The sequence below is a fragment of the Halomonas almeriensis genome (assembly GCF_030409235.1).
GTDB lineage: Bacteria > Pseudomonadota > Gammaproteobacteria > Pseudomonadales > Halomonadaceae > Halomonas > Halomonas almeriensis.
This window is the reverse complement of record NZ_JAUFPO010000004.1, coordinates 129,943-155,681: the sequence shown is the minus strand read 5'-3', so window position 1 is coordinate 155,681 and position 25,739 is coordinate 129,943. Positions and strand designations below refer to the sequence as shown.

Sequence of the window (25,739 nt, the reverse complement as noted above, 5' to 3'; positions counted from 1 at the left end):
ACGGACTCTTGAATGCCCCAGGACTTGACTCGCGACCTGCACGACCTCCTCGAACGCGGCCGCGACCGCCAGCTGCGCCTGGCGGTTACTGGGCTCTCGCGTGCCGGCAAGACCGCCTTTCTGACGTCGCTGGTCGACCAGCTTCGCCATGCCGGTCTGGAGGCCCGCCTCGATCTGCTCAGTGCCGCCCGCGAGCAACGCCTGCTGGGGGCGCAGCGCGTTTCCCAGCAGGACCTGGGCGTGCCGCGTTTTCCCTACGATCAGGCTATGCTGTCCCTCGGCGGCGAGCCACCCCAATGGCCCTCGCCGACCCGTGGCATCAGTGAGCTGCGCCTTAAGATCCGCTATCGCCGGGCCAGTGCCAGCTGGTGGAGTTCCGATACGTCGGAGCTGACGCTGGATCTGTTCGATTACCCCGGAGAATGGCTGCTCGACCTGCCCCTGCTGGAGCACGACTTCATCGGCTGGAGTCGTTCGCAGTGCGAGGCAAACGGGCCGCAACGCCAGGCCCTGTTCGCCGACTGGCAGAAGGCCGTCAGCGAGCTGGCTCCCGACAGCGAGGTGGACGAGGCGCAACTGGCCGAGCTCGCCGAACGCTATGCCGAGGGGCTGCGCGGCGCCCGCGAGGCCGGTTTTTCCGACCTGCAACCGGGACGTTTCCTGCTACCGGGTGACCTCTCCGGCGCTCCGGTGCTGCAGTTCTTTCCATTGCCGGGTCTGGCTCAGTGGAGTGCCGAGGCGCTTGCCACCCTGCCCGAGGAGAGTCTCTACGCCACCCTCAAGCGGCGCTTCACCTATTACCAGCAGCACATCGTGCGCCCCTTCTACCGCGATCATTTCCGGCGCTTCGATCGCCAGATCGTGCTGATCGACGTGCTGGGCGCCCTGAACGCCGGGCCGGAGCGCTTCGAGGACCTGTCCCGCGCGCTGTCGCGACTGATGCAGAGCTTCGACTACGGTCAGCGCAGCCTGCTGTCGCGCCTGTTCACGCCGCGCATCGACCGACTGGCGATTGCCGCCACCAAGGCCGATCATGTCACGCCCGAACAGCACACCCGGCTGGTCGCCCTGCTCGAGGCGCTGCTGGAAGAGCCCCTCAAGGACCTGCGCTATGCCAATGTGCCCGTCAAGGCGCTGTCGCTGGCCTCGGTGCGCGCCACCGAGGTGCGCGAGGTCACCCAGCAGGGGCGCAACATGCCGGCCCTGCGCGGCACCGACCTGACCGGCGAATCCGTGCTGACCTTCCCCGGCGAGGTCCCGAACCGCCTGCCGGATGCCGAATTCTGGGCGCGACAGGGTTTCGACTTCACGGGCTTTCGTCCCTTGCCGAGAGAGCCCGGCCCGCTGCCGCACATCCGCATGGACGCCGCGCTTGACTGGCTGATCGGAGACAAGCTGACATGAACGATACTCCTCGCCACAAGCCGGAAGACCCGCGCCCCGGCATGCGTTTCACGACCGAAACGCCACTGCGCGATGCCGATCCACAGCCGGCCCATCACTTTTCTGGCGAGGTGTCGAGCCGGGCGCTGACGCCGACCGAGAACACGGAGCCCACCACTCGGGCAGACCCTGCCGCCGCCCTGGGGCGACCGCGCAAGCGACGCTGGGGATTGCTCGGGGTGATGGCCGGCACCATGGGGCTGGGAGCCGCAGAGCTGGTCAGCGGCCTGCCCGCCAGCCTGACCGGCGGCGACTGGCTGAGCGCCGGCTGGCAACTGCTCGGCCTGGGTGTCATCGGCCTCGGCGGCCTGGCCATCCTGCGCGAACTCTGGCGGCTGCGCCGGCTCGGCCGGCACCATCGCCTGCGCGAGGCACTCGCCGAGCTACCCGAGTGCTCGCCCCAGCAGGCCATGGCGCTGGCCCGACGCCTCAAGACCCAGCTCGACCTGCATGACGACCACCCTCACTGGCAGGCCTTCCTCGAGGCCCGCCAGCCCCACCATGATGGCAATGACCTGGCGCCGCTACTGGCCCACCACCTGCTGGGCCCGCGCGATCGCGAGGCGCGCCGGCTGATTTCGCGCATGAACGGCGAAACCGCCATCATGGTCGCGGTCAGCCCGCTGACGCTGGTCGACATGGGCCTGGTGGCCTGGCGCCACCTGGCGATGATCGACCGCTTGTGCCGCCTCTACGGACTCGAGCTCGGCTATGCGGCTCGCGTCAGACTGCTGCGCGATGTCTTCCGGCAGATGGCCTTTGCCGGCGCCACCGAGCTGGCAAGCGATGCCGGTATGCAGATGCTTTCCATGGACCTCGCCGGGCGGCTTTCCACCCGCGCCGCCCAGGGCCTCGGCGTCGGCCTGCTGGGCGCCCGCCTGGGACTGCGCACCCAGCAGCTGACCCGACCGCTGACCTTCACGGACAACGAGCAGCCTCGCCTGAATGACCTGCGCCGCGAACTCTGGCAACAGCTGCGCCGGATCGACGACAAGGGCGCAAACCCTCGCGAGTGACCCGGCTCGCTGGAGCCTCCACCGCTTCAGGCCAGCCGGGTATCGCTGTCGGGTGCAAAGAGCACTCCACGCCGCATGTCGACCCGCAGGTCCAGCCGCTCGCCCGGGCGCACCCGACAATCGGGGCCGACTCGGGCCGTGACCTCGCCATCGCCCAGCGGCAACTGCAGGAGGATATCGGCCCCGGTGGGCTCCACCACACTGACCCTGGCCGACAGCGGCGTGCCCTCGGCCCGGTCGCCCAGACGCGCGTCCTCCTCGGCGAAATGCTCCGGGCGCAGCCCGAGAGTGAGCGTTGCCCCGACATGCTCGGCCAGCCCCGGGGTCTCGCGATCCGCCGGCCAGGGCAGGACGAGCTCTTGCTCGCCGTCGGTGGTGACATGCAATCGGTAGGCACCGGCCTGCCCTTGCAGGGTCGCGTCGATGAAATTCATCGAGGGAGAGCCCATGAAGCCCGCGACATACTTGTCGACCGGGTTGTTGTAGACCTCGTCCGGCGTGCCGAGCTGCAAAATCCGGCCATCGCGCATCACGGCAATGCTGTCGGCCAGCGTCATGGCCTCGATCTGGTCATGGGTCACATAGACGATGGTGGTGCCCAGCCGCTGGTGGAGCTTCTTGATCTCGGTACGCATCTCCACCCGCAGCTTGGCATCCAGGTTGGACAGCGGTTCATCGAACAGATAGATCTGCGGCTCGCGCGCCAGGGCGCGGCCCATGGCCACCCGTTGGCGCTGCCCGCCGGAGAGCTGTGCCGGCTTGCGGTCCAGCAGGTGCGAGATCTGCAAAAGGTCGGCGACACGTTGCACGGCGGCCTCGCGCTCGGCCTTCGGCACCTTGCGCATCTCCAGGCCGAAGGCGATATTGCCGCGCACGCTCATGCTGGGGTACAGCGCATAGGACTGAAAGACCATGGCGATATCGCGCTCGGCCGGCGTGCGCCAGGTGATATCCTCGCCGCCCACCAGGATGCGCCCCGAGGTGACCGGCTCCAGGCCGGCGATGGCATTCATCAGGGTCGACTTGCCGCACCCCGAGGGGCCCACCAGGATCAGGAACTCGCCGGAGTCGATGGCCAGGCTGACCTCCTCGAGCACCCGGGTCGTACCGAAATCCTTGCAGACATTGTCGATTTCCAGAGCTGACATGGTGGTGACCTCGTTATTATCCGCCAGTGGCTGGCTCGAAGCTGAGGCAACGAACCAGCAACGGCGTCTGCAACAATGCAGATAGATTGGCGTCTCCGGCGGCAAGCCTCCGCGAGGGCGCTGTAAACCCTTCCCTGGGCGCTACTTTTGCCATACCTGGCAAAAGACCCTCGCTTCGCCTTGCCCCCGATCCTCTTCGCTGAGCGCTTGGGTTGCTACCAGCGACTCCCTATCCTTTTACCGAACCGGCGGTGAGCCCCCGGACGAAATACTTGCCGGCCAGCACATAGACCAGCAGGGTCGGCAGTGCCGCGATCATGGCGGCGGCCATGTCGACGTTGTATTCCTTCACCCCGGTGGAGGTATTGACCAGGTTGTTGAGCGCCACCGTGACCGGCTGGGTGTCATGGCCGGAAAAGGCCACGCCGAACAGAAAGTCATTCCAGATCTGGGTGAACTGCCAGATCACCGAGACCACGATGATCGGCTTGGACACCGGCAACAGGATCCGCCAGAAGATGCGAAAGAAGCCGGCGCCATCCAGCTTGGCCGCCGACACCAGTTCATCGGGAATCGACACGTAGAAGTTGCGAAAGAACAGTGTGGTAAAGGCAATGCCGAATACCACATGCACGAATATCAGGCCGGCTCGTGAGCTCGACAGTCCCAGCCAGCCCAGCGTCTGTGCCATAGGCAGCAGAATGACCTGGAAGGGGATGAAGCAACCGAACAGCATCATGGCGAAGACCAACTCGGCCCCCTTGAAGCGCCACTTGGTCAGGGCATAGCCGTTGAGCGCCCCGATCAGGGTGGCGATGATCACCGCGGGGATGACGATGGCGAAGGAGTTCCAGAAATAACCGCTGACACCCTCGCAACGCATACCGGTGCAGGCCGAGCCCCAGGCCTTCAACCAGGGGTCGAGGGTGGGGTTGTCCGGCAGTGCCAGCAGACTGCCGGCGGCAATTTCCTCCAACGGCTTGACGGAAGTCAGCAGCATCACGACCAGCGGCAGGAGATACCAGAGTGCGGCCAGCAACAGGGTGGCATGCAGTAACAGGCGCCAGAAACGCGCCACCGGGGTTCTGGAGCGAATCACGTTATCCATGGCGACGGCTCCTCAGTTCCGAGTACAGGTAAGGCACCAAAATGGCCAGCACACCGCACAGCATGAGGACGGCACTGGCCGAACCCATGCCGATCTGCGCCCGGGTGAACGCATGCGCGTACATGAAGGTCGCCGGCAGGTCGGAGGAATAGCCCGGCCCACCGCCGGTCAGCGCCACCACCAGATCGAAGCTCTTGATGGCAATGTGCGAGAGGATCATCACGGCGCTGAACACCACCGGCCGCAGGCAGGGCATCACGACCCGCCAGTAGACCCGCGGCAGGCTGGCCCCATCCAGCTGGGCGGCCTTGAGGATGCTGTCATCGATGCCGCGCAGCCCCGCCAGGAAGAGCGCCATGACGAAGCCGGAGGCCTGCCACACCGCGGCGATCACCAGGGTGTAGACGGCCATGTCCGGATCGACCAGCCAGTCGAAGGTGAAGGACTCGAAGCCCCAGCCGCGTACCATGGCCTGGATGCCGAGGCCGGGATTGAGCAGCCATTTCCACACCACCCCGGTGACGATGAACGACAGCGCCATGGGGTACAGGTACAGGGTGCGCAGCACCCCTTCGCGACGGATACGCTGATCGAGCAATATGGCCAGCCCGGCCCCCAGCACCAGGCAGCAACCCACGAAGAGCCCACCGAAGACCCCCAGGTTGGTGGCCGCCACCCACCAGCGTTCGTTGTTCATCAGGCGCGCATACTGCGTGAAGCCGACAAAGTCGTAACTGGGCAGCATGCGCGAGCTGGTCAGGGAAAGAATGAAGGTCCACAGCATGAAGCCATAGACGAAACACAGCGAGATCACCACGGACGGCGCCAGCACCAGCTTGGGCAACCAGGCCTGGAGTCGACCCGACATGCTGGCGGTCGAGGACGGAGAAGCAGATTTCATGAGACCACCTCAAACTCGAGGAAAATGGCGCCCGGGACACCGGGCGCCATGCGACATTACATGGCCAGTTCGGCGGCCTTGACGAGCCGTTGTGCGGCGGCCTCGGCGGTCATGTCGCTCGAGTTGAAGTAATTGGTGATGATATCGAAGAAGGCGCCCTGCACATCACTACGCATGGCCATGCGGTGGGCCATGCTGGGCACCAGGGTGTCGGCGTCGCGTGCCGCTTGAAAGTCTTGCATGGAACGCTTGGCACAGCGGTCGAACTCGCTCATGTCGAGGTCGGGGCGCGCCGGAATCGAGCCCTTGATCTGATTGAAGGTCTGCTGGAACTCCGGCTCGAGAATCAGCCGCGCCAGCGTCTTCTGCGCCTCACGTGCCTCGTCATCGTCAAGCTGGAACATGGCAAAGCTGTCGGTATTGAAGGTGAATGCCTCGTCGGTACCCGGGACCGCGGCACACAGATAATCCTCGCCGGCCTGCATGTCGGCCGTCGTGAACTCGCCCTTGGCCCAGTCGCCCATAATCTGCATGGCCGCCTCGCCCTCGATGACCATGCTGGTGGCCAGGTTCCAGTCGCGGCCCGGCATGCCCTCGTCCATCAGCTCGCGCAGGCGCTTGAAGGTCGTCAATGCCTCGATCATGGTGTCGCTCTGCAGGGCCTGCTCATCCAGCTCGACGAATGCCTGACGATAAAAGTCACTGCCGCCGAGGCTCAGCACGACACTCTCGAAGGTGGTGGCGTCCTGCCAGGGCTGGCCGCCATGGGCCAGCGGCACATATCCCGCCTCACGCAAGGCCTCGCCGGCGGCGAACAGCTCATCCCAGGTGGTTGGCATCTCGACGCCGGCATCCTCCAGCACCTCGGGGTTGGCCCACAGCCAATTGACCCGGTGCACGTTGACCGGCACCGCCACGTAGTGGCCATCGTGGCGCATCATGTCGGACACCACCCCGGGCAGCAGCTCCTCCCAGTTGCCCTCCTCAGCCACGCTGTCGAGATTGCCGAGCAGACCCAGCTCGCCCCACTCCTGAATTTCCGGGCCCTTGATCTGCGCCGCCGCCGGCGGATTGCCGGACATGGCACGCGACTTGAGCACCGTCATGGCGCTGTCACCGGCGCCGCCGGCGACGGCGAAGTCCTTCCATTCGTGCCCCTCGGCCTCGAGCAGGTCGCGCAGCGTGCCGACCGCCTTGGCCTCCCCGCCCGAAGTCCACCAGTGCAGTACCTCCACTTCGCCGGCCTGGGTCTGCCCGGCGGCGCCCAGGGCGCCTGCCATGGCCAACCCGAGCATTGACTTGCGAAACAAGGGAAGAGTCGTGAGTGCGCGCATGATGACGTCTCCTGAAGTGTTGTGATTATCGTCTTCATCATCGAGATACGCCGCCAGGGGCGGCTCATGACACGCTAACGCACTTCAGTATCCGGGAGGGGTTACCAAGTACTGGATAGTGTTGCCGGCCCATTGCAATGCCGAAACAATGTTTCAGGTCAGTAACATCCTTTCGCGTCTTCAGGGCCCAAGCCATGGCAGACAGGGGTACCGCCCCGGGGCTGATCCGTCAACAAGCCTGCGAGGGGGGGCTGTGAATACCTCCCTGGACGCTACCGACGCCTTTCATGGCGTCGGACCTCCTCTTCGGCCTGTCCCCGGCGCCCTTGGGTTTAGGGTCCTGCTGTCAAGGCTGCCATGGCATCCTGACAGGCTCCCATGGTGTGGTAATCGACCTTGCCCGCCGGACTCTTGACGTCGGAATAGCGGCGATTGTCGGCGTCCAGTACGCGGTACCAGGCACCATGCTCATGGTCGATCATGTGCTGCCAGCTGAACGCCCAGAGTCGTCGGTACCAGTCCCGGTAAAGCTCCCGGCCGGTGCGTTGGCCCAGCATGGCCGCCGCCGCAAAGCTCTCGGCCTGCACCCAGAAATACTTGTCGGGATCACTGATCCGGCCTTCCAGGTCGAGCCCGTAGACCAGCCCGCCGGTCTCGGGATGCCAGCCCGCGCTGACACTGCTCTGGAAAAGCCGTTCGGCGGTGGGCAGCAACCAGTCTTCCGGCCGATGGCGTTCGAGCATCAGCAGCAACTTGGCCCACTCAGTCTGATGCCCCACCTGATAGCCCCAGGGGCGAAACAGATGGCTGGGATCGTCACGGTTGTATTCCAGATCACGCTGCCAGTCAGCGTTATAGTGCTCCCATATCCAGCCGTCTTGCTGATCGCGATTGGCCGCGACGATGGCCCGCGCGATCGTCATGGCCTGATCCAGGAAGTGCCCTTCCCCGGTCGCCTCGTAGGCCGAGATCAGGGCCTCGCAGGCATGCATGTTGGCGTTCTGGCCGCGGTATCCATCGAGCCGCCAGTGGCGATCCGCCTCATCGGCGAAGCGCCCGTGCGATGCCTCCCAGAAACGTCGCTGCAGCATGGCATGGGTTGCCTGCAGCCCGGGTCGTGCGCCCGGCACATCGGCCTTGAGCGCCTCGGCATGGGCCAGCAGCACGAAGGCGAGTCCGTAACAGTGGTTGGTGTCGTCCTCCACCTCGCCGTCCTGCAGGGTCCAGGCATAGCCCTGATAGTCGGGCTGAAAATGCCGCTCCTCCAGATAATCCAGCCCGTGTCGTGCCCAGTGGCGATACTCCGCCTCGCCGGTGTGTCGTGCGTACCGGGCATGGATCACGACGTAGCGCGCACTGGAGACCAGATGGCGATGCCGGCGATCCAGGATCTCGCCATCATCGCGCAGGTAGTGAAAGAAGCCCCCCTGGGGATCGATGGCGCGGGGATGATAGAACGCCATGGTGTGGCGGACATGGGCATCGATAAAGTCGGGATCGAAGATGTTCACGAGACTAGCTCCCTCCGGATGGTGGCACAAGGCCGCAATGGAACCACGGTAGGACGCCGCGGCGATGCCGCCATCTTTCCTGATATTGCAAAGTGTTACACGACGGCGTCATCGCCCCGCGGCAACGTCAGGGTCACCACCAGCCCTTCCCGGGCATGGTTGTTCAGCGTCAGTTGGCCGCCATGGGCCTGGATGATGTGTCGGGCGATACCCAGCCCCAGTCCGCTGCCGCCGGTATGCCGACTGCGTGATGGCTCCAGGCGCACGAAGGGCGCGAAGACTCGGTCGTGCTCGTCCGCCGCGATACCGGGGCCATGATCACGGATCACCACCCTCAGGACGTCGTGGGCGTCCTCCAGCTGGACCTCCGCTCGCTGGCCATAGAAGATCGCATTTTCCAGCAGGTTGGCCAGGCAGCGTTTGAACGCCAGCGGCTTGACCGCGATCGGTTCGCCGTGACCGGCGATGTCGATGTCGCCGCCCTGCAGGGCCAGCTCCTCGGCCAGTTCCTCGAGTAACCGCCGCGGTTCGATCGCCTCGACGTCTTCGTGCATGTCCAGGCCCTTGACCGAGTCGAGGGCGCCCCTGACCAGTTGGTCCAGCTCATCCAGGGAGTGGGTGAAACGCTCGCGCAGCGTCGAATCCTCGAGCATCTCGGCTCGCAGACGCAATCGGGTGATGGGCGTTTTGAGATCATGCGAAATGGCCGAGAAGAGCCGCTCGCGTTCTTCCACCTGGTGCTGAATCCGCTGCTGCATGCGATTGAAGGCGACGGCGGTCGCGGCCACCTCCTGCGGGCCACCCTCGCTCAGCGGCGGGCTGTCCAGATCATGGCCCAGCCGCCGTGCGGCGCGGGCCAGCCTGGCCAGGGTGCGCGTCGCGCTGCGAATGCCCAGCCACGACAGCCCGATGACCGTCAGCAGCACCACCAGCGCCACGAACAGCCGATCGCCGGACAGCCAGTTGCCGTCCCGCACGATGTCCGACATGGGCAGCAGAGTGGCAACGTAGAGCCACTGCTCGCGTTCCATCGGCAGCTGAATGACCAGAATGGGCTGCTCGATGGCAGAACTCATCAGGCTGTGTTGTCCCCAGCGTGGCGGAATGTCCTGCAGCAGCACCTCGTTGTCGAGCAGGCGCAGCGTCGCCGGGTCGGAGAACTCGACCACCGCATTGGAGATGCCCAGTTCCCTGTTCAGCACCGCACCGAAGGTGTCGACGACCAGCGCCTTGCCCGGCCCGTCACCGATATCCTCCACCGGAATCCGGTGGTCGTTGACGCTGACGAAGAAGCGCGTGCCGCCCATGTCACGCAGCTGGTCGAGCACGATATGTCGGTAGTCATACGGCAGGGAGCGGAAGAAGCGCACCGTGGAGGCCACGCTGTAGGCGATATTGTTCGAGGTCTCGTCGAGTCGCTCCAGCTGGGCGTCCCGCGCCTGGGTCGTCCAGATGGCATAACTGGCCAACTGTGCTCCGAGCACCCCGACGACCATGATCAGCAGAAAACGCCCGCGCAACGAGGCCGGCAGCAGACGGGCCATACAGCGACGCCAGGCTCGCCAGCCGGAGTGACTCACGCGACGGGATCCACCCGCGTGGCCAGCACATAGCCCATGCCACGCACCGTGCGGATCAACGACGAATGCTGGGCATCCTCGCCAAGCCGCCGACGCAAGCGGCAGACATGCACATCGATGGAGCGGTCCAGGGATGGTGCCGGGCGGCCTCGGGTCAGGTCGAACAGAGTATCCCGCGAGAGCACCTGTTCGGCATGCTCGAGAAAGACCTGCAACAAGGCGAAATCGGCGCCGGAAAGCGCGCTACGCTGGCCTTCCCTGTCGATCAGTTCGCGGGTGACACGATCCAGTTGCCAGCCGCCGAACGCCACGATGCGCGTCATGCCCGAGCCGCCGGCCTCCCCATCACGCGGCCGGCAGCGACGCAGCACCGCCTTGACCCTGGCGAGCAGCTCACGCGGATTGAAGGGCTTGGCGACATAATCATCGGCCCCCAGCTCCAGGCCGAGGATCCGATCGGTCTCGTCGGGGCTGGCGGTCAGCATGATCAGGGGAACCTCACTGTCCCGCCGAACTTCGCGGCAAATGGCGAAACCGTCATCGCCGGGAAGCATGAGATCGACAATCAGCAGATCCGGCTGCTCGTCGGCAAGCAATGCACGCAGGGCAGCGGCGTCCTCGGCCACCCGGGCACGATAACCGTGCCGGGTCAGGTAGTCGGCGAGCAGTTCGCGGATCTCCGGGTCATCATCGACCACGAAGACGGTGGTGGCGGGGGTCGTCATGTTTAGCAGTCACTCGTCTGCAGGGAAGTCGTCCCATCCTGGCCAAGGGCCATGCCACCTACTCTAGGCGTGCGTGGGGTCACTGACGATACCACCAAGGTGGCACCTCTTTTCCGGATTCACAGGGCGAAGCGTTCCCTTAGATGACGGGCAACCGCAGCCCGGTCGTGGGAACCGATCCGCATGGCACCGGGCACGGCGTCCATCAGCGCCGGATGCGCATTGGCCATGGCATGGGCTTCGCCGGCCAGCGCGAGCATCTCGATGTCGTTGCGGTTGTCGCCGAAGGCCAGGCAGCGTTCTGCCGGGATACCCAGCTGCGCCAGCAGGGCATTCAGTGCCCTGCCCTTGGTGACCCCGGCGGCCATGATCTCCAGTGAATTGTCCAGCGAATAGGTGAGGTGCAGCCGCGAGCCGGCACGGTCCTGCGCCCTTTGCTCCAGCGCCTTCAGCTCGCCGGCATCACCGATATACAACACCTTGCCGATGTCGTCGCCGCTCAGGGCGTGCAGATCCGCCACTCGATAGGCAAAACCGGTATGCGCATGCAGCGCCAGCAACGTCGGGGCTGGCGCATCGATCAGCCACTCGTCGGCGGAGTAGAGGTTGAGCCGTATGCCCTCGGGCCGAGGCAGACGAATCAGCGTTCTGGCCACCTCGGCAGGGAGATGACAGGCATCGAGCACCCGATCATCCGGTGCATGGGTGTAGGCGCCGTTGGTGCTGATGATGAAGACGTCGATCCCCAGCTGGTCACGAAACACCAGGATATCGCGATAATGCCGCCCGGACGCCAGCACGATGTAATGCCCGCGGGCGTTCAGCGTCCGCAGTGTCTCGATGGTCAACTCGGCCAGGGCATGGTCGGCACCCAGCAGGGTGCCATCCAGGTCCGTGGCAATCAGATAGGGCGACATGCGAGCTCCTCGCGCCATGGGTGAGACGCCAGTCTATCAGCCCCCGAAGGGCGCTGCGGCGGCGCGACCGGCGAGTCGTGTCCACGCTAGCGGCCTTGCGTGGCCGACGACGCATCAGCCCCCGCCAGACAGGCTGGCAGCAATCTGCCCGGCGCGGGACTCCACCACCATGTGCCGAACATCGTCGCCAATGGTCATCGACCCTCGACAGCCCAGGGTTTCCAGCCGCTCGGCATCGAGTCGTGCGGGATCCTTGAGCTCAACCCGCAGCCGGGTGGTGCAGGCACCGATACGCTGTAGATAACCGGTACCGCCCAGGGCCGCCGCCGGCAGGCCGAACATTAGCACCGGAAAAAAGCCCGCCATGAAGCCGCCGGCACTCGGATCACCGGCGAAGAACCGGTTCAGATCTCCGGTCGCGCCCTCGAAACTGCCGAACACGAACCACACAAAGCTGTTCAACACATGGTGCAGCCCGGTCACGATCAGGAGGCGATTGAGCGCCCCATAGACGAACTTACCCAGAGCACCCGCCTCGATCAGCCAGTGACCCAGGCTATCAATGCCCATCTGAATAGTGGGCCACAACCAGCCGAAGACAATGCCCAGCATGACTGCGGCCAGCCCGGTGGCAATCAGCACGAAGCGCCGGCCACCGGAAAAGGCCAGATACTCGTAGCAGGATGGTGGTACCGAAACGCACATGCGTGCGCGCCACCGTGGTCAGGGCGGTCCCGCCCTGCATGACATCCGCGCCGCCTCCATCATGCACGTGCAGGTCGATGAACCCGGGCAGCAAGCGCGGTAGATCGTTGTGCTGCGAATCGACCGCTTCGCCGTCGATTCGACTTATGCGGCCGTCCTGCCAGTGCAGCCAGCCGAGTCGCCAGCCCTCGGGGTTCAGAATATTGCCGTAACGCATGCTGTCTCCAGCCGCCTCAACGCGTCAGCTCGACGATGAAGTCAGATTAGTCGGTGAAGCAGTGAGTGATCGTCGTACCAATATTCGAAACTAAGAATCGAAACTAAGAAATAGGTCATCCACTCGATCGAAGCGACGGCGGCAGCGTCGCTCGGGCGCCTTCAGCATCTCGAGCGGATCACGCCCGGCATGATTGGCGAGCCGCGATGTAATCCGTATAGTGAGCCCCCTATCCCGCCATTCGATCGTTATCATGCTGCAGAACAATTCGGCGCTTGCTCAGCTCAAGCAACAGATCCGCGACAACACCCCTCGAGTCGAGGGCGTGATCAAGGCCACCGAGCGGGGTTTCGGCTTTCTCGAGACCGAGGACGGCACCTCCTATTTCGTGCCGCCGCCCGCCATGAAGCAGGTCCTGCATGGCGACCGAGTCAAGGCCGTCGTCCATGAGGACGGTGACAAGACCTCGGTAGAGCCGGACACCCTGGTCGAGCAAGGTGTGGAGCGATTCGTCGCTCGCGTGCGCAAGCGCGACGGCCGCCTGGCGGTGATCCCCGATCACCCCTTGATGAACACGCCCCTCAAGGCCCGCGTCAAGAATACCCTGGACGAGGCCTCCCTCGTGGAGGGTGACTGGATCGTGGCACGGCTAATCCGACACCCGCTCAACCCGGATGATCGTGCTTTCTTCAGCCAGATCGACGAGCTGGTCGCCAAGCACGACAACCCGGCCGTGCCCTGGCGGGTCACCCTGGCGCGTCATGCACTCGAACAGGCCAGCCCGCAAGCGGGCGATGAATGGCCCATGCAGGACGAAGGCCTGCAGCGCGAGGATCTGACCGCGGTGCCCTTCTTCACCATCGATGACGCCAAGACCCGCGACATGGATGATGCCCTGCACATCGAGCCGCGCGACGCCGGTGGCTGGCGGCTGACCGTGGCCATTGCCGACCCCACTGCCTATGTGCAGGAAGGCGATGGGGTGGACCTGGAGGCCCGGACCCGAGCCTTCACGGTCTACCTGCCCGGCCAGAACGTGACCATGCTGCCCGAGTATCTGGCCGATGATCTGTGCTCGCTTTGGGAGGGCCAGGATCGACCGGCTCTGGCCTGCGCGCTGGAGGTCGAGGAGAATGGTGCTTTGGGCGACTATCGTTTCTTTGCCGCCACCGTCCGCTCCCATGCTCGCCTCGCCTACGACAACGTCTCCGACTGGCTGGAAGGCCAAGGCGAATGGGCGCCCGAGGCCGGCATCAGCGAACAGCTGAAGGCCCTGCAGCAGCTGACCGAGGCCCGCAGCGCCTGGCGCGAGGAGCACGCCCTGGTGTTCAAGGATCGTCCCGATTATGTCTTCGATCTGGATGACGCCGGCAATGTGCTGAACATTCGCACCGAGCACAGACGCATTGCCAACCGCATGATCGAGGAGTCGATGATTGCGTCCAATGCCTGCTGCGCGGACCTGCTGGCCCAGCATGTCGGTCATGGCATCTTCAATGTGCATCGCGCCTTCGAGCCCGAGAAAGCCGAATCGGCTCGGGACTTCCTGGCCGACCAGAACATCGAAGTGGCCACGGAAGCCCTCACCGAGCTGCCGCGTTACAAGGAACTCAAGCGCGAGCTCGAAGCCCGCGATGACGCCTGGCTGGATTCCCGCCTGCGCCGTTTCCAGGGCTTTACCAACATGTCGGCACGCCCCGGTCCGCACTTCGGTCTCGGCCTAGATGCCTACGCCACCTGGACATCACCGATCCGCAAGTACGGCGACATGGTCAATCACCGTCTGATCAAGCGGGTCCTCAAGGGCGAGCAGGCACCGGCGGAAGCCAGCCTGGAACTGACCGACCAGTTGACCGAGCGTCGTCGCCTCAACCGCATGGCCGAGCGCGACGTCAAGGACTGGCTGTATGTGCGCTTCCTCAGCCCCTACGCCGCCTCCGACGAGGCCTTCGACGCCGAGGTCATCGCCATCAACCGCGGTGGCATGCGCGTTCGGCTGACCGCCAACGGGGCCACGGCCTTCATTCCGGCGCCGTTGATGCACACCGATCGCGACAAGGTGGTCATCGATGACAAGGAAGGCCGCATCCAGATCGAGGGCGAGGAACGCTTCAAGCTTGGTGATGCCATTCGCGTGGCGCTCACCGAGGCGCGAGAAGAGTCCCGTTCGCTGGTGGGCCGCCCAGTGCACTGACTCTCGCGCCCTTGAGACGCGATTGACAACGGCAGCCCACGGGCTGCCGTTGTCGTCTCCAGGTCTCGAAACTGTCGTCGAACTGTCGTAGTACCGACCTAAGCTGGTGGCGATCATCCTGATACCGGGAGCGCCTCTTGCACCTCGTCGACGTGACCATGTTCCATGCCCCTGCCAGTGGCGGCGTGCGTACCTATCTGGGCGCCAAGCACCGTTGCCTCGCCGACACCCCTGACGTTCGCACCAGCCTGCTGGTCCCCGGTGCCGAGCGCGACGCCCTGGGCGACTGCCATACCCTGCCCGCCCCGCGCCTGCCGCTGGGTCAGGGCTATCGGTTTCCGTTGCGACGCCGTCCCTGGCGGGATGCCATCGAGCGCCTGGCCCCCGACCTGATCGAAGCCGGCGACCCCTATGTCACCGCCTGGTCGGCCCTCGACGCCGGCCAACGCCTGGGCGTGCCGGTGGTCGGCTTCTATCATTCAGATCTGCCGCGTCTGATGGGGGATCGCTTCGGCCGCAGCGTCGAGCGTCGTCTCCAAGCCTATGTGGCCGACCTCTACGGGCGATTCGACAGCGTGATGGCCCCCTGCCGGGCCATGGCCGAGCGCCTAGAGACCTGGGGCGTGCCGGATGTGCGCGTCCAGTCGCTGGGTGTAGATCTGGATACCTTTCACCCCGAGCGCGCCGATGAGAGACTGCGAGCCTCGCTCCAACTGCCCGACTCAACCCGCTTGCTGGTCTTTGCCGGTCGACATTCCCGCGAGAAGAATGTCGATCTGCTGCTCGAGGTCATGCAGCGCCTTGGCGGCGACTACCGACTGCTGCTGATGGGTCCCGGCATGCCGGCTCGCGTGCCAGCCAACGTGGTCAGCGTGCCGCGCTGTTGCGATCGTCACGAGGTCGCCCGGGCGCTGGCCAGTGCCGATGTCATGCTGCATGCGGGCACCCGGGAAACCTTTGGCCTGGTCGCGCTGGAAGCCATGGCCAGCGGCACCCCGGTGGTCGGCGCCCGGGCCGGCGCCCTGGTCGAGAATGTGCCGCTGGGCGGCGGCATGTTGTGCAATCCCCTCGACCCCGGCGACATGGCGCGTGCCGTGGAAGAGCTCTTCCTCAATGACGTGGCCGCCAGCGGCCGGCATGCCCGCCGCTATGTCGAGCGACGCTTCGGCTGGCAGGCCGTCATCGATGACCTCCTCGTGCATTACACTAGCCTGTCACGCCAGGCTGACGAAACGGTGTTATCTCGGCATGGCTGAAGCCTCGGCCCCCAGGCGGCTTCCCTCGGCCCGCTGGGCATGGCTCGCCCTGGCCGTGTCCATGACGCTGATCGTGCCCTGGTTGCTGGGTGGACGACAGCTGCTCGGCGCACTGGAGCGCTTCCCGCTGGACGTACTGGGCCTGATGCTGGTGCTGGTGGTGACCTGCTGGAATCTTAACGCGCTGCGCCTGCGTCTATTGCTGGACGGTCGCGCTGGTCGGCTCGGCCAGGGCGGCGCCCTGGGCATCGAGATGGCTTCCAAGTTTGCACTCTGCGCCACACCGGGCGGCAGTGGAGGCGCCGTCACTCTGCTGGCGTTACTGGCCGGACGCGGCTTACCGCCGTCTCGCGGCTCGGCGATCTTCCTCGTCGATCAGGGCTGTGACATGCTGTTCTTTGTGGCGATGCTCGCTGTACTGGCGGGAATGTCGCTGGGCGGCAATGTCGACTGGCCGCACCAGGGACTGCTGACCACGGCCATGCTGGGGCTGGTCGGCCTGATGGCGCTCATCATGCTGACCATGCTGCGACTGCCCCGGCTGTTGCGTCGGCGTCCCGGCTGGATATGGCGCCGGCTTTCCGCGAGGCGGCGACGCTGGCTGTCTCGTCGGCTGCTCGGTAGTCGTCGCGCTCTGGCGGCAACACTGACCCTGCCGCCATTGCGGCTGAGCGGCGTCATGGGCTTGTGCGCCGCTCACTGGCTATTGCGCTACAGTCTGCTTTACCTGGCGGTTCTGGGTATCGGGCAGGAGGTGGACTGGGCCTGGACCTTCCTGACCCAGATGCTGGCCATGGCGGCCAGCCAGATGAGTGTCCTACCCGGCGGCGCTGGGGCCGCCGAGCTGGGAGTCGGCGCCCTGCTGATGCCGATGATGCCGGCGACCCAGGCGGCGGCGGCCATCGTGGTATGGCGCTTAACGACCTACCACCTCTATCTGATCGCCGGTGCCCCGTCTTTCATGGTCTTGATGGGACGCTGGTGGCGCCGCTCATCCGGCGGCGCCAACTTCATGGCGTCGCTGCGGCAGCTTTGGTCACCTACCCGGCACGCCGGCGCGAATGCGCCCCCCTGCAGCCGACCCCGCCGGCGATGATCAGCATCAGGCTGCAGGCGTCTCCGGCGGCCATGATCCGACCACTCCAAATACTCATCAGGGCAACGGGTCCCAGTGGAGCGCCAACAGCGTGGCAGCGAACCACACCATGGCCATCACCGCAGGTAGCTGAAACAGGGCCAGCAGGGGCCCGGCAAGGCCCTCGACACTATCATCAAGCGGGCCGATGAAGCCCTTCTGAAGGCCAAGCGCGAGGGTCGATACCGCTGGTCTGCTGCCCGCACCGCTTGAGCTGGCCCTTCCATCAGCCCGTCGCTGGTCGCCACAACGGCAACAAAAAGGGCACCCGGAGGTGCCCTCTTGTCCAGCGTCAGGATGCTCGGTTCGAGCTTACCAGCCGGTCGCTTCCTTCAGGGCATCACCGATCTCGGCCAGGGAGCGCACGGTCTTGACACCGGCCGCTTCCAGGGCGCCGAACTTCTCATCGGCCGTGCCCTTGCCACCCGCGATGATCGCGCCGGCATGGCCCATGCGCTTGCCGGGAGGTGCGGTAACACCGGCGATGTAAGCCACTACCGGCTTGGTGACATTGTCCTTGATGAAGGCGGCCGCTTCTTCCTCGGCCGTGCCGCCGATCTCGCCGATCATGACGATGGCTTCGGTGGACGGATCCTGCTCGTATTCGGCCAGAATGTCGATGAAGTTGGAACCCGGAATCGGGTCGCCGCCAATGCCCACACAGGACGACTGACCAAAGCCATGGTCGGTGGTCTGTTTGACCGCTTCATAGGTCAGGGTACCGGAGCGCGAGACGATGCCGACCTTGCCGGCCTGGTGAATATGGCCCGGCATGATGCCGATCTTGCACTCATCCGGCGTGATGACACCGGGGCAGTTCGGGCCGATCAGGCGCGCACCCAGCTCGTCGCACTTCACCTTGACGTCGAGCATGTCCAGCGTCGGGATGCCTTCGGTAATGCAGACGATCAGCTTAATGCCGGCGTTGGCGGCCTCGAGGATGGAGTCCTTGCAGAACGGCGCCGGCACATAGATCACGCTGGCTTCGGCACCGGTCGCCTCGACGGCTTCCGCCACGGTGTTGAATACCGGCAGGCCCAGGTGCTCCTGGCCACCCTTACCCGGCGTCACACCACCGACCATGCGGGTCCCGTAAGCGATGGCCTGTTCGGAATGGAAGGTACCCTGGCCACCGGTGAAACCCTGACAGATGACCTTGGTGTTCTTGTCGATGAGGATGCTCATTACTTGCCCTCCGCTGCCTGCACGACCTGCTGAGCCGCATTGGTCAGGCTGGTAGCAGCGATGATGTTCAAACCACTGGCGGCCAGTTTCTCGGCGCCCAGCTCGGCATTGTTACCTTCCAGGCGAACCACGACCGGAACATTGACACCCACTTGCTCGACCGCGCCGATGATGCCTTCAGCGATCATATCGCAACGCACGATACCGCCGAAGATGTTGACCAGCACGGCCTTCACGGAGGTGTCCGAAAGGATGATCTTGAAGGCCTCGGCCACGCGTTCCTTGGTGGCACCGCCGCCGACGTCAAGGAAGTTAGCCGGTTGGCCACCATTGAGCTTGATGATGTCCATGGTGCCCATAGCCAGGCCGGCGCCGTTGACCATGCAGCCGATGTTGCCATCAAGAGCGACATAGTTCAGGTCCCACTTGGCAGCATCCGCTTCACGCTCGTCTTCCTGGGACGGGTCGCGCATGGCCTGCAGGTCCGGATGGCGATACAGAGCATTGCCATCCAGGTTTACCTTGGCATCCAGGCAGTGCAGGTAGCCCTCTTCGGTGATCACCAGGGGGTTGATCTCGAGCAGTGCCAGATCCTTGTCGTGGAACAGCTTGGAGAGCCCCAGGAAAATCTTGGTGAACTGCTTGATCTGATCCCCGGACAGGCCCAGCTTGAAGCCGAGCTCACGGGCCTGGTACGGCTGAGCACCGACCAGCGGATCGATTTCGGCCTTGAGGATCTTCTCGGGCGTCTCCTCGGCGACCTTTTCGATCTCGACGCCGCCCTCGGTGGACGCCATGAAGACCACACGCTGGGTACCGCGGTCGACCACCGCGCCCAGGTACAGCTCATCGGCGATATCTGTGCAGTTCTCGACCAGGATCTTGGTGACCGGCTGGCCATTCTCGTCGGTCTGGAAGGTCACCAGCTGCTGGCCGATCCACTGCTCGGCAAACTCACTGGCCGCTTCGGGGCTTTCAACCAGCTTGACACCACCGGCCTTGCCGCGGCCCCCCGCATGGACCTGGGCCTTGACGACCCACTTGTCGCCACCGATTTTCTTGCAGGCTTCGGCGGCTTCTTCGGGGGTGTCAACGGCGAAACCCTTAGACACCGGCAAGCCGTAATCGGCAAACAGCTGTTTGCTCTGATACTCGTGAAGGTTCATCGATTCATGCCATTGGTTGCATGTGACTCGAACGATGGCCCTGGCAGACTCGACACAGGAGTCGAGGCCGGACCATCACCGTTCGCTTCCGATACTTGGCCGGAAGCGACACGCCACCCGGAGGTGGCGCTTGTTGTGCTACTTGCGCTTCTTGCGGTTGGCCATGTGGATGGCGTGGCCACCCACGGCAAGTGCCGCTTCATGGACCGCTTCGGAAGTGCTGGGGTGAGCATAGCAGGTGAGCGCCAGATCTTCGGCACTGGAACCAAATTCCATGGCAATCACTCCCTGGGCAATCAACTCACCAGCATGCTGGCCGATGATATGCATGCCCAGAACACGGTCGGTTTCGGCATCCGCGATAACCTTGACCTGACCGTCGGCAGCATTGTTAGCCAATGCTCTGCCGTTGGCGGAGAACGGGAAAGAACCGGTTTCCACCTTGATGCCCGCCGCCTTGGCGTCCTGCTCGGTCATGCCGACCCAGGCAACTTCAGGCGAGGTGTAGATGACACTGGGAACGGCATCATAATTCATCTCGGCTTTGTGACCGGCGATGATGTCCGCCACCATGACACCCTCTTCCGACGCCTTGTGGGCCAGCATCTGGCCACGCACACAGTCGCCGATGGCATAGATGCTCGGCACGCTGGTACGGCACTGGTCGTCAACACTGATGAAGCCGCGCTCGTCCAGTTCGACACTCACGCCCTCGCCGATAACGCCCTTGGTGTAGGGACGACGACCCACGCAGACGATCAGCTTGTCGAAAGTGACTTCCTGCTCACCCTTGGCATCGGTGTACTGGACAACCACTTCGTTGCCCTTGATCTCGGACCCGGTGACGCGTGCGCCCAGCTGGATGTCCAGGCCCTGCTTCTTGAACAGCTTCTGGGCATCCTTGGCGATGGTCTTGTCGACCATCGGCAGGAAGTCGTCCATGGCTTCGAGGACCGTGACCTCACTGCCCAGGCGGCTCCATACACTGCCCAGCTCGAGGCCGATGACGCCAGCGCCGATGACGCCCAGGCGCTGCGGCACTTCCTCGAACTCCAGGGCACCGGATGAATCAACAATCAAGCCCTCGGTGAGCGGCGTCGGCGGAATCTCCACCGGGACGGAACCTGCCGCCACGACGATGTTGTCGGCTTCGTAGCTGGTGGCGTTACCGTCATGGTCGGTCACTTCGACCTGCTTGCTGCCGGTCACCTTGCCGGTGCCGTCGATCGCCGTGACGCCATTGGCCTTGAACAGCGCACTGATGCCACCGACGTTCTTGTCGATGACCTGCTGCTTGAACTCGAGCATCTTGGGAATGTTCGGGGTCGGCGCATCCATGTCGATGCCGATCTCGGCGAAATGGTCCCGCGCCTCGGCAAACTTGTGCGAGGACTCGAGCAATGCTTTCGACGGGATACACCCCACATTGAGGCAGGTACCGCCATGCACGGTCTTGCCTTCCTTGTTGACCCACTTCTCGACACAGGCGGTCTTCAGACCCATCTGCGCGGCACGAATAGCGGCAACGTAGCCGCCGGGGCCCGCACCAATGACGATCACATCAAACTTGTCAGCCATGTCGGCTCCTATGGTTGCTCTTCGCTGAGAGACTCGTTATCCCGCGGCTCAGACATCCAACAGCAGACGCGCCGGATCCTCGAGCAGTTCCTTGATGGTCACCAGGAACTGGACCGCGTCCTTGCCGTCGATCATGCGGTGATCGTAGGACACGGCCAGGTACATCATGGGGCGCACCTCGACCTTGCCGTTCACCGCCATGGGACGCTCCTGGATCTTGTGCATGCCCAGGATCGCGGTTTGCGGGGGGTTGATGATCGGCGTCGACAACAGCGAACCGAAGATCCCGCCGTTGGTGATGGTGAAGGTGCCGCCCTGCATCTCGTCGATGCCCAGCTTGCCGTCACGCGCCCGCTTGCCGAAATCGACGATGCCCTTCTCGACATCGGCAATCTTCATGCTGTCGGTATCACGCAGCACCGGAACCACCAGGCCACGGTCGGTGGACACCGCAACGCCGATATCCTGATAACCGTGATAGACAATGTCGGTTCCATCGATGGAGGCATTGACATCCGGGAAGCGCTTCAGCGCTTCGGAGGCCGCCTTGACGAAGAAGCCCATGAAACCGAGCTTGGTGTCGTGGGCCTTGAGGAAGGTGTCCTTGTACTGGGCACGCAGGTCCATGACCGCGCCCATGTCCACCTCGTTGTAGGTGGTCAGCATGGCGGCTGTCTGCTGAGCCTCGACCAGGCGCTTGGCGATGGTCTGGCGCAAGCGGGTCATCGGCACGCGCTTCTCGGGGCGCTCACCCTCGACGGACGGGGCGCCGGCTGCAGCGGCCTTGGCGCCACTGTTGTCGGCGGACTTGGTGGCCTTGGCGGACTTCTTGGCGGAACCATCCTTGACAGCTTTCTGAACATCCTCCTTGAGCACGCGCCCCCCCTTGCCGGTGCCCTCGATCTTGTTGGCGTCAAGATCATGCTCGGCGACCAGCTTGCGCGCTGCCGGCGCCAGGATTTTGTCGCCGACCTTTTCGTCCTTGTCCTCGCTGTCGCCCTTGTCAGCGCCCTTTTCGGCCTCGGCGGACTGGCCGCTGTCGGCGCTGGCGGACTTGCCTGCACCACCTTCAGTGAAAACGGCCAGAATGGCTTCCGACTCGACCTGGCTGCCCTCTTCCGCCTTGATCTCGCTCAGGGCACCATCGGCAGGTGCCACGACTTCCAGCACCACCTTGTCGGTCTCGATCTCGGCCAGCACTTCATCACGCTTGACCGCTTCACCGACCTGCTTGGCCCAGCTGGCCACGGTGCCTTCCTGGATGGATTCCGGGAAGGTCGGGGCCTTGACGTCATGCTGGGTGCCGCCGGCAGCCGGCTCGGCATCGCCACTGTCATCGCCCGCACCGCCGCTGTCGGCTTCGGCCGAGTCCTCGGCATCCTGCGACTCGCTTTCACCGTCACCACTCGCCTCGGCTTCACCCAAGCGTCCCAGCACCTGCTCGGACTCAACGGTATCGCCTTCTTCGACAGTCACTTCGGCCAGGGTTCCGGCTTCCTGCGCCACAACTTCGAGCACGACCTTGTCAGTCTCGATCTCGACCAGGAGTTCATCGCGCTCGACGCTGTCGCCGGGCTTCTTGTGCCAGGCGGCCACGCTGCCTTCAGCAACGGATTCCGGAAAGGTTGGTGCCTTGATCTCGGTAGCCATGTAATTTCCTTTATGTTCTCTCTCGTCCCGGTGGTCGGCCTTACAGATTGAAGGCGTCGTCCACCAACTGGCGTTGCTGTTCGGTGTGCACGGACATGTAGCCCGCTGCAGGTGCCGCGGACGCCGGGCGACCGGCAAACTTCAGGCGCCCGCCCAGCCCCGACTTGAGGCGTTCGATGGCAACCCGCATGTGATGCTGGCTGGGATACCAGGCACCCTGATTCAAGGGTTCTTCCTGGCACCAGACCACGTCGGTGACATTGGCGTAATCCTTGATGGCCTCGTAGAGCTCCGCTTCCGGGAAAGGATAGAGCTGCTCGAGACGCAGAATGGCTACGTCATCCCGTGCGTTTTCCTCACGCCAGTTGGCCAGATCGTAGTACACCTTGCCGGCACAGAGGACGATACGCTCGACCTTGTCGGCATCACGCTTGCCCTGATCCGGCACGACCATCTGAAAGTGCCCGTGGGCCAGCTCTTCGAGGTCGGAGGTCGCGTCCTTGTGACGCAGCAGGCTCTTGGGTGACATGACGATCAGCGGCTTGCGCAGCTTGCGAATCACCTGACGACGCAGCAGATGGAAGATCTGAGCCGGCGTGGTCGGTACGCACACCTGCATGTTGTGCTCGGCACACAGCTGCAGGAAGCGTTCGAGGCGCGCCGAGGAGTGCTCCGGTCCCTGGCCTTCATAGCCATGCGGCAGCAGCATGGTCAGACCACAGAGGCGCTCCCACTTGGTCTCGCCGGAGGAGATGAACTGGTCGACCACCACCTGGGCACCATTGAAGAAATCACCGAACTGAGCTTCCCACACCACCAGATCATTGGGCGCGGTGGTCGAGTAGCCATACTCGAAGGCCAGCACCGCTTCTTCCGACAGGAAGGAGTCATGGATGGTGAAATCCGGCTGGTCCTTGGTCAGATGCTGAAGCGGCACATAGATGCTGCCATCGTTCTGATTGTGGACCACGGCATGGCGATGCGAGAAGGTCCCGCGGCCACTGTCCTGCCCCGTTAGGCGCACCGGATGCCCTTCATCGAGCAAGGTGGCGTAGGCCAGCGTCTCGGCAAAGCCCCAGTTGGCGGCCATGCCACCCGCCTGCATCTTGCGGCGGTCATCGTAGATCTTGCTGACCTGACGCTGCACGGCCACACCATCCGGGATGGTGCACATCCGAGACGCCAGGTGCTGCAGGCGCTTCATGTCGACACTGGTATCGGTGTAGCCCGACCATTCATGGCCGAGATAGGGCTTCCAGTCGACGAAAAGCTCGGTATTCGGCTCCTGGACGAGTGCGTTGGCCACATGGTTGCCGGCCACCAGGTCATCGCGATAGGTCTCGAAGACCTGCTTGACGTCCGATTCGGAGAGCACCCCCTCGCTGATCAGACGCTCGGCATAACGGGCACGCGAGGACGGATGATTTTTGATCTTGCTGTACATCATCGGCTGGGTGCCCGAGGGCTCATCGGCCTCGTTGTGCCCGCGACGACGATAGCAGACCAGATCGATGACCACGTCCTTCTTGAACTGCTGACGATAGTCGAGCGCCACCTGGGTGACGTGATGAACGGCATCCGGATCATCACCATTGACGTGGAAGATCGGCGCCTGAACCATCTTAGCGATGTCGGTGCAGTACTCCGTGGAGCGCGAGTCCAGCGGATGAGAGGTGGTGAAACCGACCTGGTTGTTGATAACAATGTGCACGGTCCCGCCGGTCTTGTAGGCGCGGGTCTGCGACATCTGGAAGGTCTCCATGACCACGCCCTGGCCGGCGAAAGCGGCATCTCCGTGTACGTTGATCGGCAGCACCTTGCCACCGTCGCTGTCCTGGCGACGATCCTGGCGGGCGCGTACCGAGCCCTCGACCACGGGAGCGACGATCTCTAGATGCGACGGGTTGAACGACAGCGCCAGGTGAACCTCGCCACCCGGTGTCATGACGTTGGAGCTGAAGCCCTGGTGGTACTTGACGTCGCCGGAGCCGCGCTCGACAACACGCTTGCCATCGAATTCATCGATCAGTTCGGAGGGGTTCTTGCCGAGGATGTTGACCAGCACATTGAGTCGGCCGCGGTGGGCCATACCAATTACCACTTCCTTGGTACCGTATCCGCCGCTGCGCTGAATCAGCTCATCCATCATGGGAATGAAGGATTCACCCCCTTCCAGACCGAAGCGCTTAGTGCCCGGATACTTGGATGCCAGATAGGTCTCCAGTCCCTCGGCGGCCGTCAGACGCTCCAGAACATGCTTGCGAACATCCTCTTTGAACTTGGGAGCACTGCGAACCGACTCGAAACGCTGCTGAAGCCAGCGTTTTTCTTCGGTATCGACGATGTGCATGATTTCACAGCCAATGCTGCGGCAGTAGGTCTGCTGCAGTGCCTCGACGATCTCCTTCAACGGTGCCTTGTCAGCTCCCATGAAGAAGGAGCCGGTCTGAAACTCGGTGTCGAGATCCGCCTTGGAAAGCTGATGGAAGGAAAGATCGAGGTCGGGTACCGGGGTCGGGCTGCGCAGTCCCAGCGGGTCGATATCGGCCTTTTGATGGCCGCGTACCCGATAAGCATTGATCAATTGCAGGACTTTGACCTGCTTCTTGTTTTCGCCGCTGTCCGACGAAGCCGCCCGGGCGGTGCGCCGCTGCTGACCCAGCTGATAGAACTGTTCACGTGTTGGGGCCAGCGGAACATCCTGTGTGGCACTGCCGTCGGGCCTGGGCAGTGTATCGAAGTATTCTCGCCACTCGTCAGGAACGGCGCTGGGATCATCCAGATACTGTTCGTAGAGCGCTTCCACGTAATGCACATTGCTGCCCGTCACGTGAGAGGAGCGCCACATCAACTCCATAATGCCTTGTTGCATCTCTCGGTCACCCTGCACTGATGGGGTGGTATCAGCGTCGCACGGCCAAGCCATTACGACATCGTGTTGCGGCCACCCAAGGTGGTCTCACCCGTGAT

General features: G+C 63.9%; 19 protein-coding genes. 5 read left to right on the top strand and 14 right to left on the bottom strand.

Features of this window, described 5'->3' with window-relative positions:
• Window positions 1-12: 12 nt before the first annotated feature.
• Together QWY74_RS02215 and QWY74_RS02210 are read left to right on the top strand one after the other, a co-directional pair.
• Window positions 13-1,404 carry a YcjX family GTP-binding protein gene (locus tag QWY74_RS02215; protein WP_264823718.1) on the top strand — a complete coding sequence of 464 codons (1,392 nt, stop codon included), beginning with the start codon at window positions 13-15 and terminating at the stop codon, window positions 1,402-1,404.
• A complete protein-coding gene (locus QWY74_RS02210; RefSeq protein WP_264823719.1) occupies window positions 1,401-2,459 on the top strand; it encodes a TIGR01620 family protein in 1,059 nt (352 codons plus the stop codon). The genes QWY74_RS02215 and QWY74_RS02210 overlap by 4 nt, the downstream gene beginning before the upstream one ends.
• Window positions 2,460-2,485: 26 nt before the next feature.
• Here the strand turns inward: QWY74_RS02210 and QWY74_RS02205 are convergent, their stop codons facing one another.
• The 9 genes from QWY74_RS02205 to QWY74_RS02165 all read right to left on the bottom strand — a co-directional run bounded on the left by QWY74_RS02205 (window position 2,486) and on the right by QWY74_RS02165 (window position 12,388).
• Window positions 2,486-3,607 (bottom strand): ABC transporter ATP-binding protein, encoded by a 1,122-nt coding sequence (locus tag QWY74_RS02205; RefSeq protein ID WP_264823720.1) that lies wholly within the window; start codon window positions 3,605-3,607, stop codon window positions 2,486-2,488.
• A 229-nt stretch (window positions 3,608-3,836) separates the two neighbouring features.
• Window positions 3,837-4,715, bottom strand: coding sequence for a carbohydrate ABC transporter permease (locus tag QWY74_RS02200; RefSeq protein ID WP_264823721.1), 879 nt, complete (start codon window positions 4,713-4,715; stop codon window positions 3,837-3,839).
• Complete coding sequence (locus tag QWY74_RS02195; RefSeq protein ID WP_264823722.1) at window positions 4,708-5,616, bottom strand: carbohydrate ABC transporter permease; 909 nt, start codon at window positions 5,614-5,616, stop codon at window positions 4,708-4,710. Before QWY74_RS02195 ends, QWY74_RS02200 begins: the two co-directional genes overlap by 8 nt.
• A gap of 56 nt (window positions 5,617-5,672) precedes the next feature.
• On the bottom strand, window positions 5,673-6,950 hold the full coding sequence (locus QWY74_RS02190; RefSeq protein WP_264823723.1) for an ABC transporter substrate-binding protein: 1,278 nt from the start codon (window positions 6,948-6,950) through the stop codon (window positions 5,673-5,675).
• Window positions 6,951-7,282: 332 nt separating this feature from the next.
• Window positions 7,283-8,461, bottom strand: coding sequence for an AGE family epimerase/isomerase (locus tag QWY74_RS02185; protein WP_264823724.1), 1,179 nt, complete (start codon window positions 8,459-8,461; stop codon window positions 7,283-7,285).
• Between the two features lie 95 nt (window positions 8,462-8,556).
• Entirely contained in the window at window positions 8,557-10,005 is a 1,449-nt protein-coding gene (locus tag QWY74_RS02180; RefSeq protein ID WP_264823725.1) for an ATP-binding protein, read from the bottom strand.
• 32 nt (window positions 10,006-10,037) lie between these two features.
• Window positions 10,038-10,766: a response regulator gene (locus tag QWY74_RS02175; RefSeq protein WP_264823726.1), complete on the bottom strand. Its 729-nt coding sequence runs from the start codon at window positions 10,764-10,766 to the stop codon at window positions 10,038-10,040.
• A gap of 119 nt (window positions 10,767-10,885) precedes the next feature.
• Window positions 10,886-11,683, bottom strand: coding sequence for an HAD family hydrolase (locus tag QWY74_RS02170; protein WP_290313671.1), 798 nt, complete (start codon window positions 11,681-11,683; stop codon window positions 10,886-10,888).
• Between the two features lie 114 nt (window positions 11,684-11,797).
• Entirely contained in the window at window positions 11,798-12,388 is a 591-nt protein-coding gene (locus QWY74_RS02165; RefSeq protein WP_264823728.1) for a PTS sugar transporter subunit IIBC, read from the bottom strand.
• Window positions 12,389-12,858: 470 nt separating this feature from the next.
• Between QWY74_RS02165 and QWY74_RS02160 the strand changes: the two genes are divergently transcribed.
• From QWY74_RS02160 to gpgF, 3 genes are all read left to right on the top strand, one after another.
• On the top strand, window positions 12,859-14,799 hold the full coding sequence (locus QWY74_RS02160; RefSeq protein ID WP_264823729.1) for an exoribonuclease II: 1,941 nt from the start codon (window positions 12,859-12,861) through the stop codon (window positions 14,797-14,799).
• A gap of 137 nt (window positions 14,800-14,936) precedes the next feature.
• Window positions 14,937-16,055, top strand: a complete 1,119-nt coding sequence (gene gpgS / locus QWY74_RS02155) for an N-acetylglucosaminyl phosphatidylglycerol synthase (RefSeq protein WP_264823730.1) — start codon at window positions 14,937-14,939, stop codon at window positions 16,053-16,055.
• The gene (gene gpgF, locus QWY74_RS02150; protein WP_264823731.1) at window positions 16,048-17,151 is read left to right on the top strand and encodes a glucosaminyl phosphatidylglycerol flippase; all 1,104 of its coding nucleotides are present in this window, start codon (window positions 16,048-16,050) and stop codon (window positions 17,149-17,151) included. The genes gpgS and gpgF overlap by 8 nt, the downstream gene beginning before the upstream one ends.
• A gap of 351 nt (window positions 17,152-17,502) precedes the next feature.
• Here the strand turns inward: gpgF and sucD are convergent, their stop codons facing one another.
• From sucD to QWY74_RS02125, 5 genes are all read right to left on the bottom strand, one after another.
• Entirely contained in the window at window positions 17,503-18,375 is an 873-nt protein-coding gene (gene sucD, locus QWY74_RS02145) for a succinate--CoA ligase subunit alpha (protein WP_264823732.1), read from the bottom strand.
• Window positions 18,375-19,541, bottom strand: a complete 1,167-nt coding sequence (sucC, locus tag QWY74_RS02140) for an ADP-forming succinate--CoA ligase subunit beta (protein ID WP_264823733.1) — start codon at window positions 19,539-19,541, stop codon at window positions 18,375-18,377. Before sucC ends, sucD begins: the two co-directional genes overlap by 1 nt.
• A 138-nt stretch (window positions 19,542-19,679) precedes the next feature.
• Window positions 19,680-21,119: a dihydrolipoyl dehydrogenase gene (lpdA, locus tag QWY74_RS02135; protein ID WP_290313670.1), complete on the bottom strand. Its 1,440-nt coding sequence runs from the start codon at window positions 21,117-21,119 to the stop codon at window positions 19,680-19,682.
• Window positions 21,120-21,167: 48 nt separating this feature from the next.
• Window positions 21,168-22,769 (bottom strand): 2-oxoglutarate dehydrogenase complex dihydrolipoyllysine-residue succinyltransferase, encoded by a 1,602-nt coding sequence (odhB, locus tag QWY74_RS02130; RefSeq protein ID WP_264823735.1) that lies wholly within the window; start codon window positions 22,767-22,769, stop codon window positions 21,168-21,170.
• A 40-nt stretch (window positions 22,770-22,809) separates the two neighbouring features.
• Entirely contained in the window at window positions 22,810-25,641 is a 2,832-nt protein-coding gene (locus QWY74_RS02125; protein ID WP_264823736.1) for a 2-oxoglutarate dehydrogenase E1 component, read from the bottom strand.
• Window positions 25,642-25,739 lie beyond the last annotated feature (98 nt).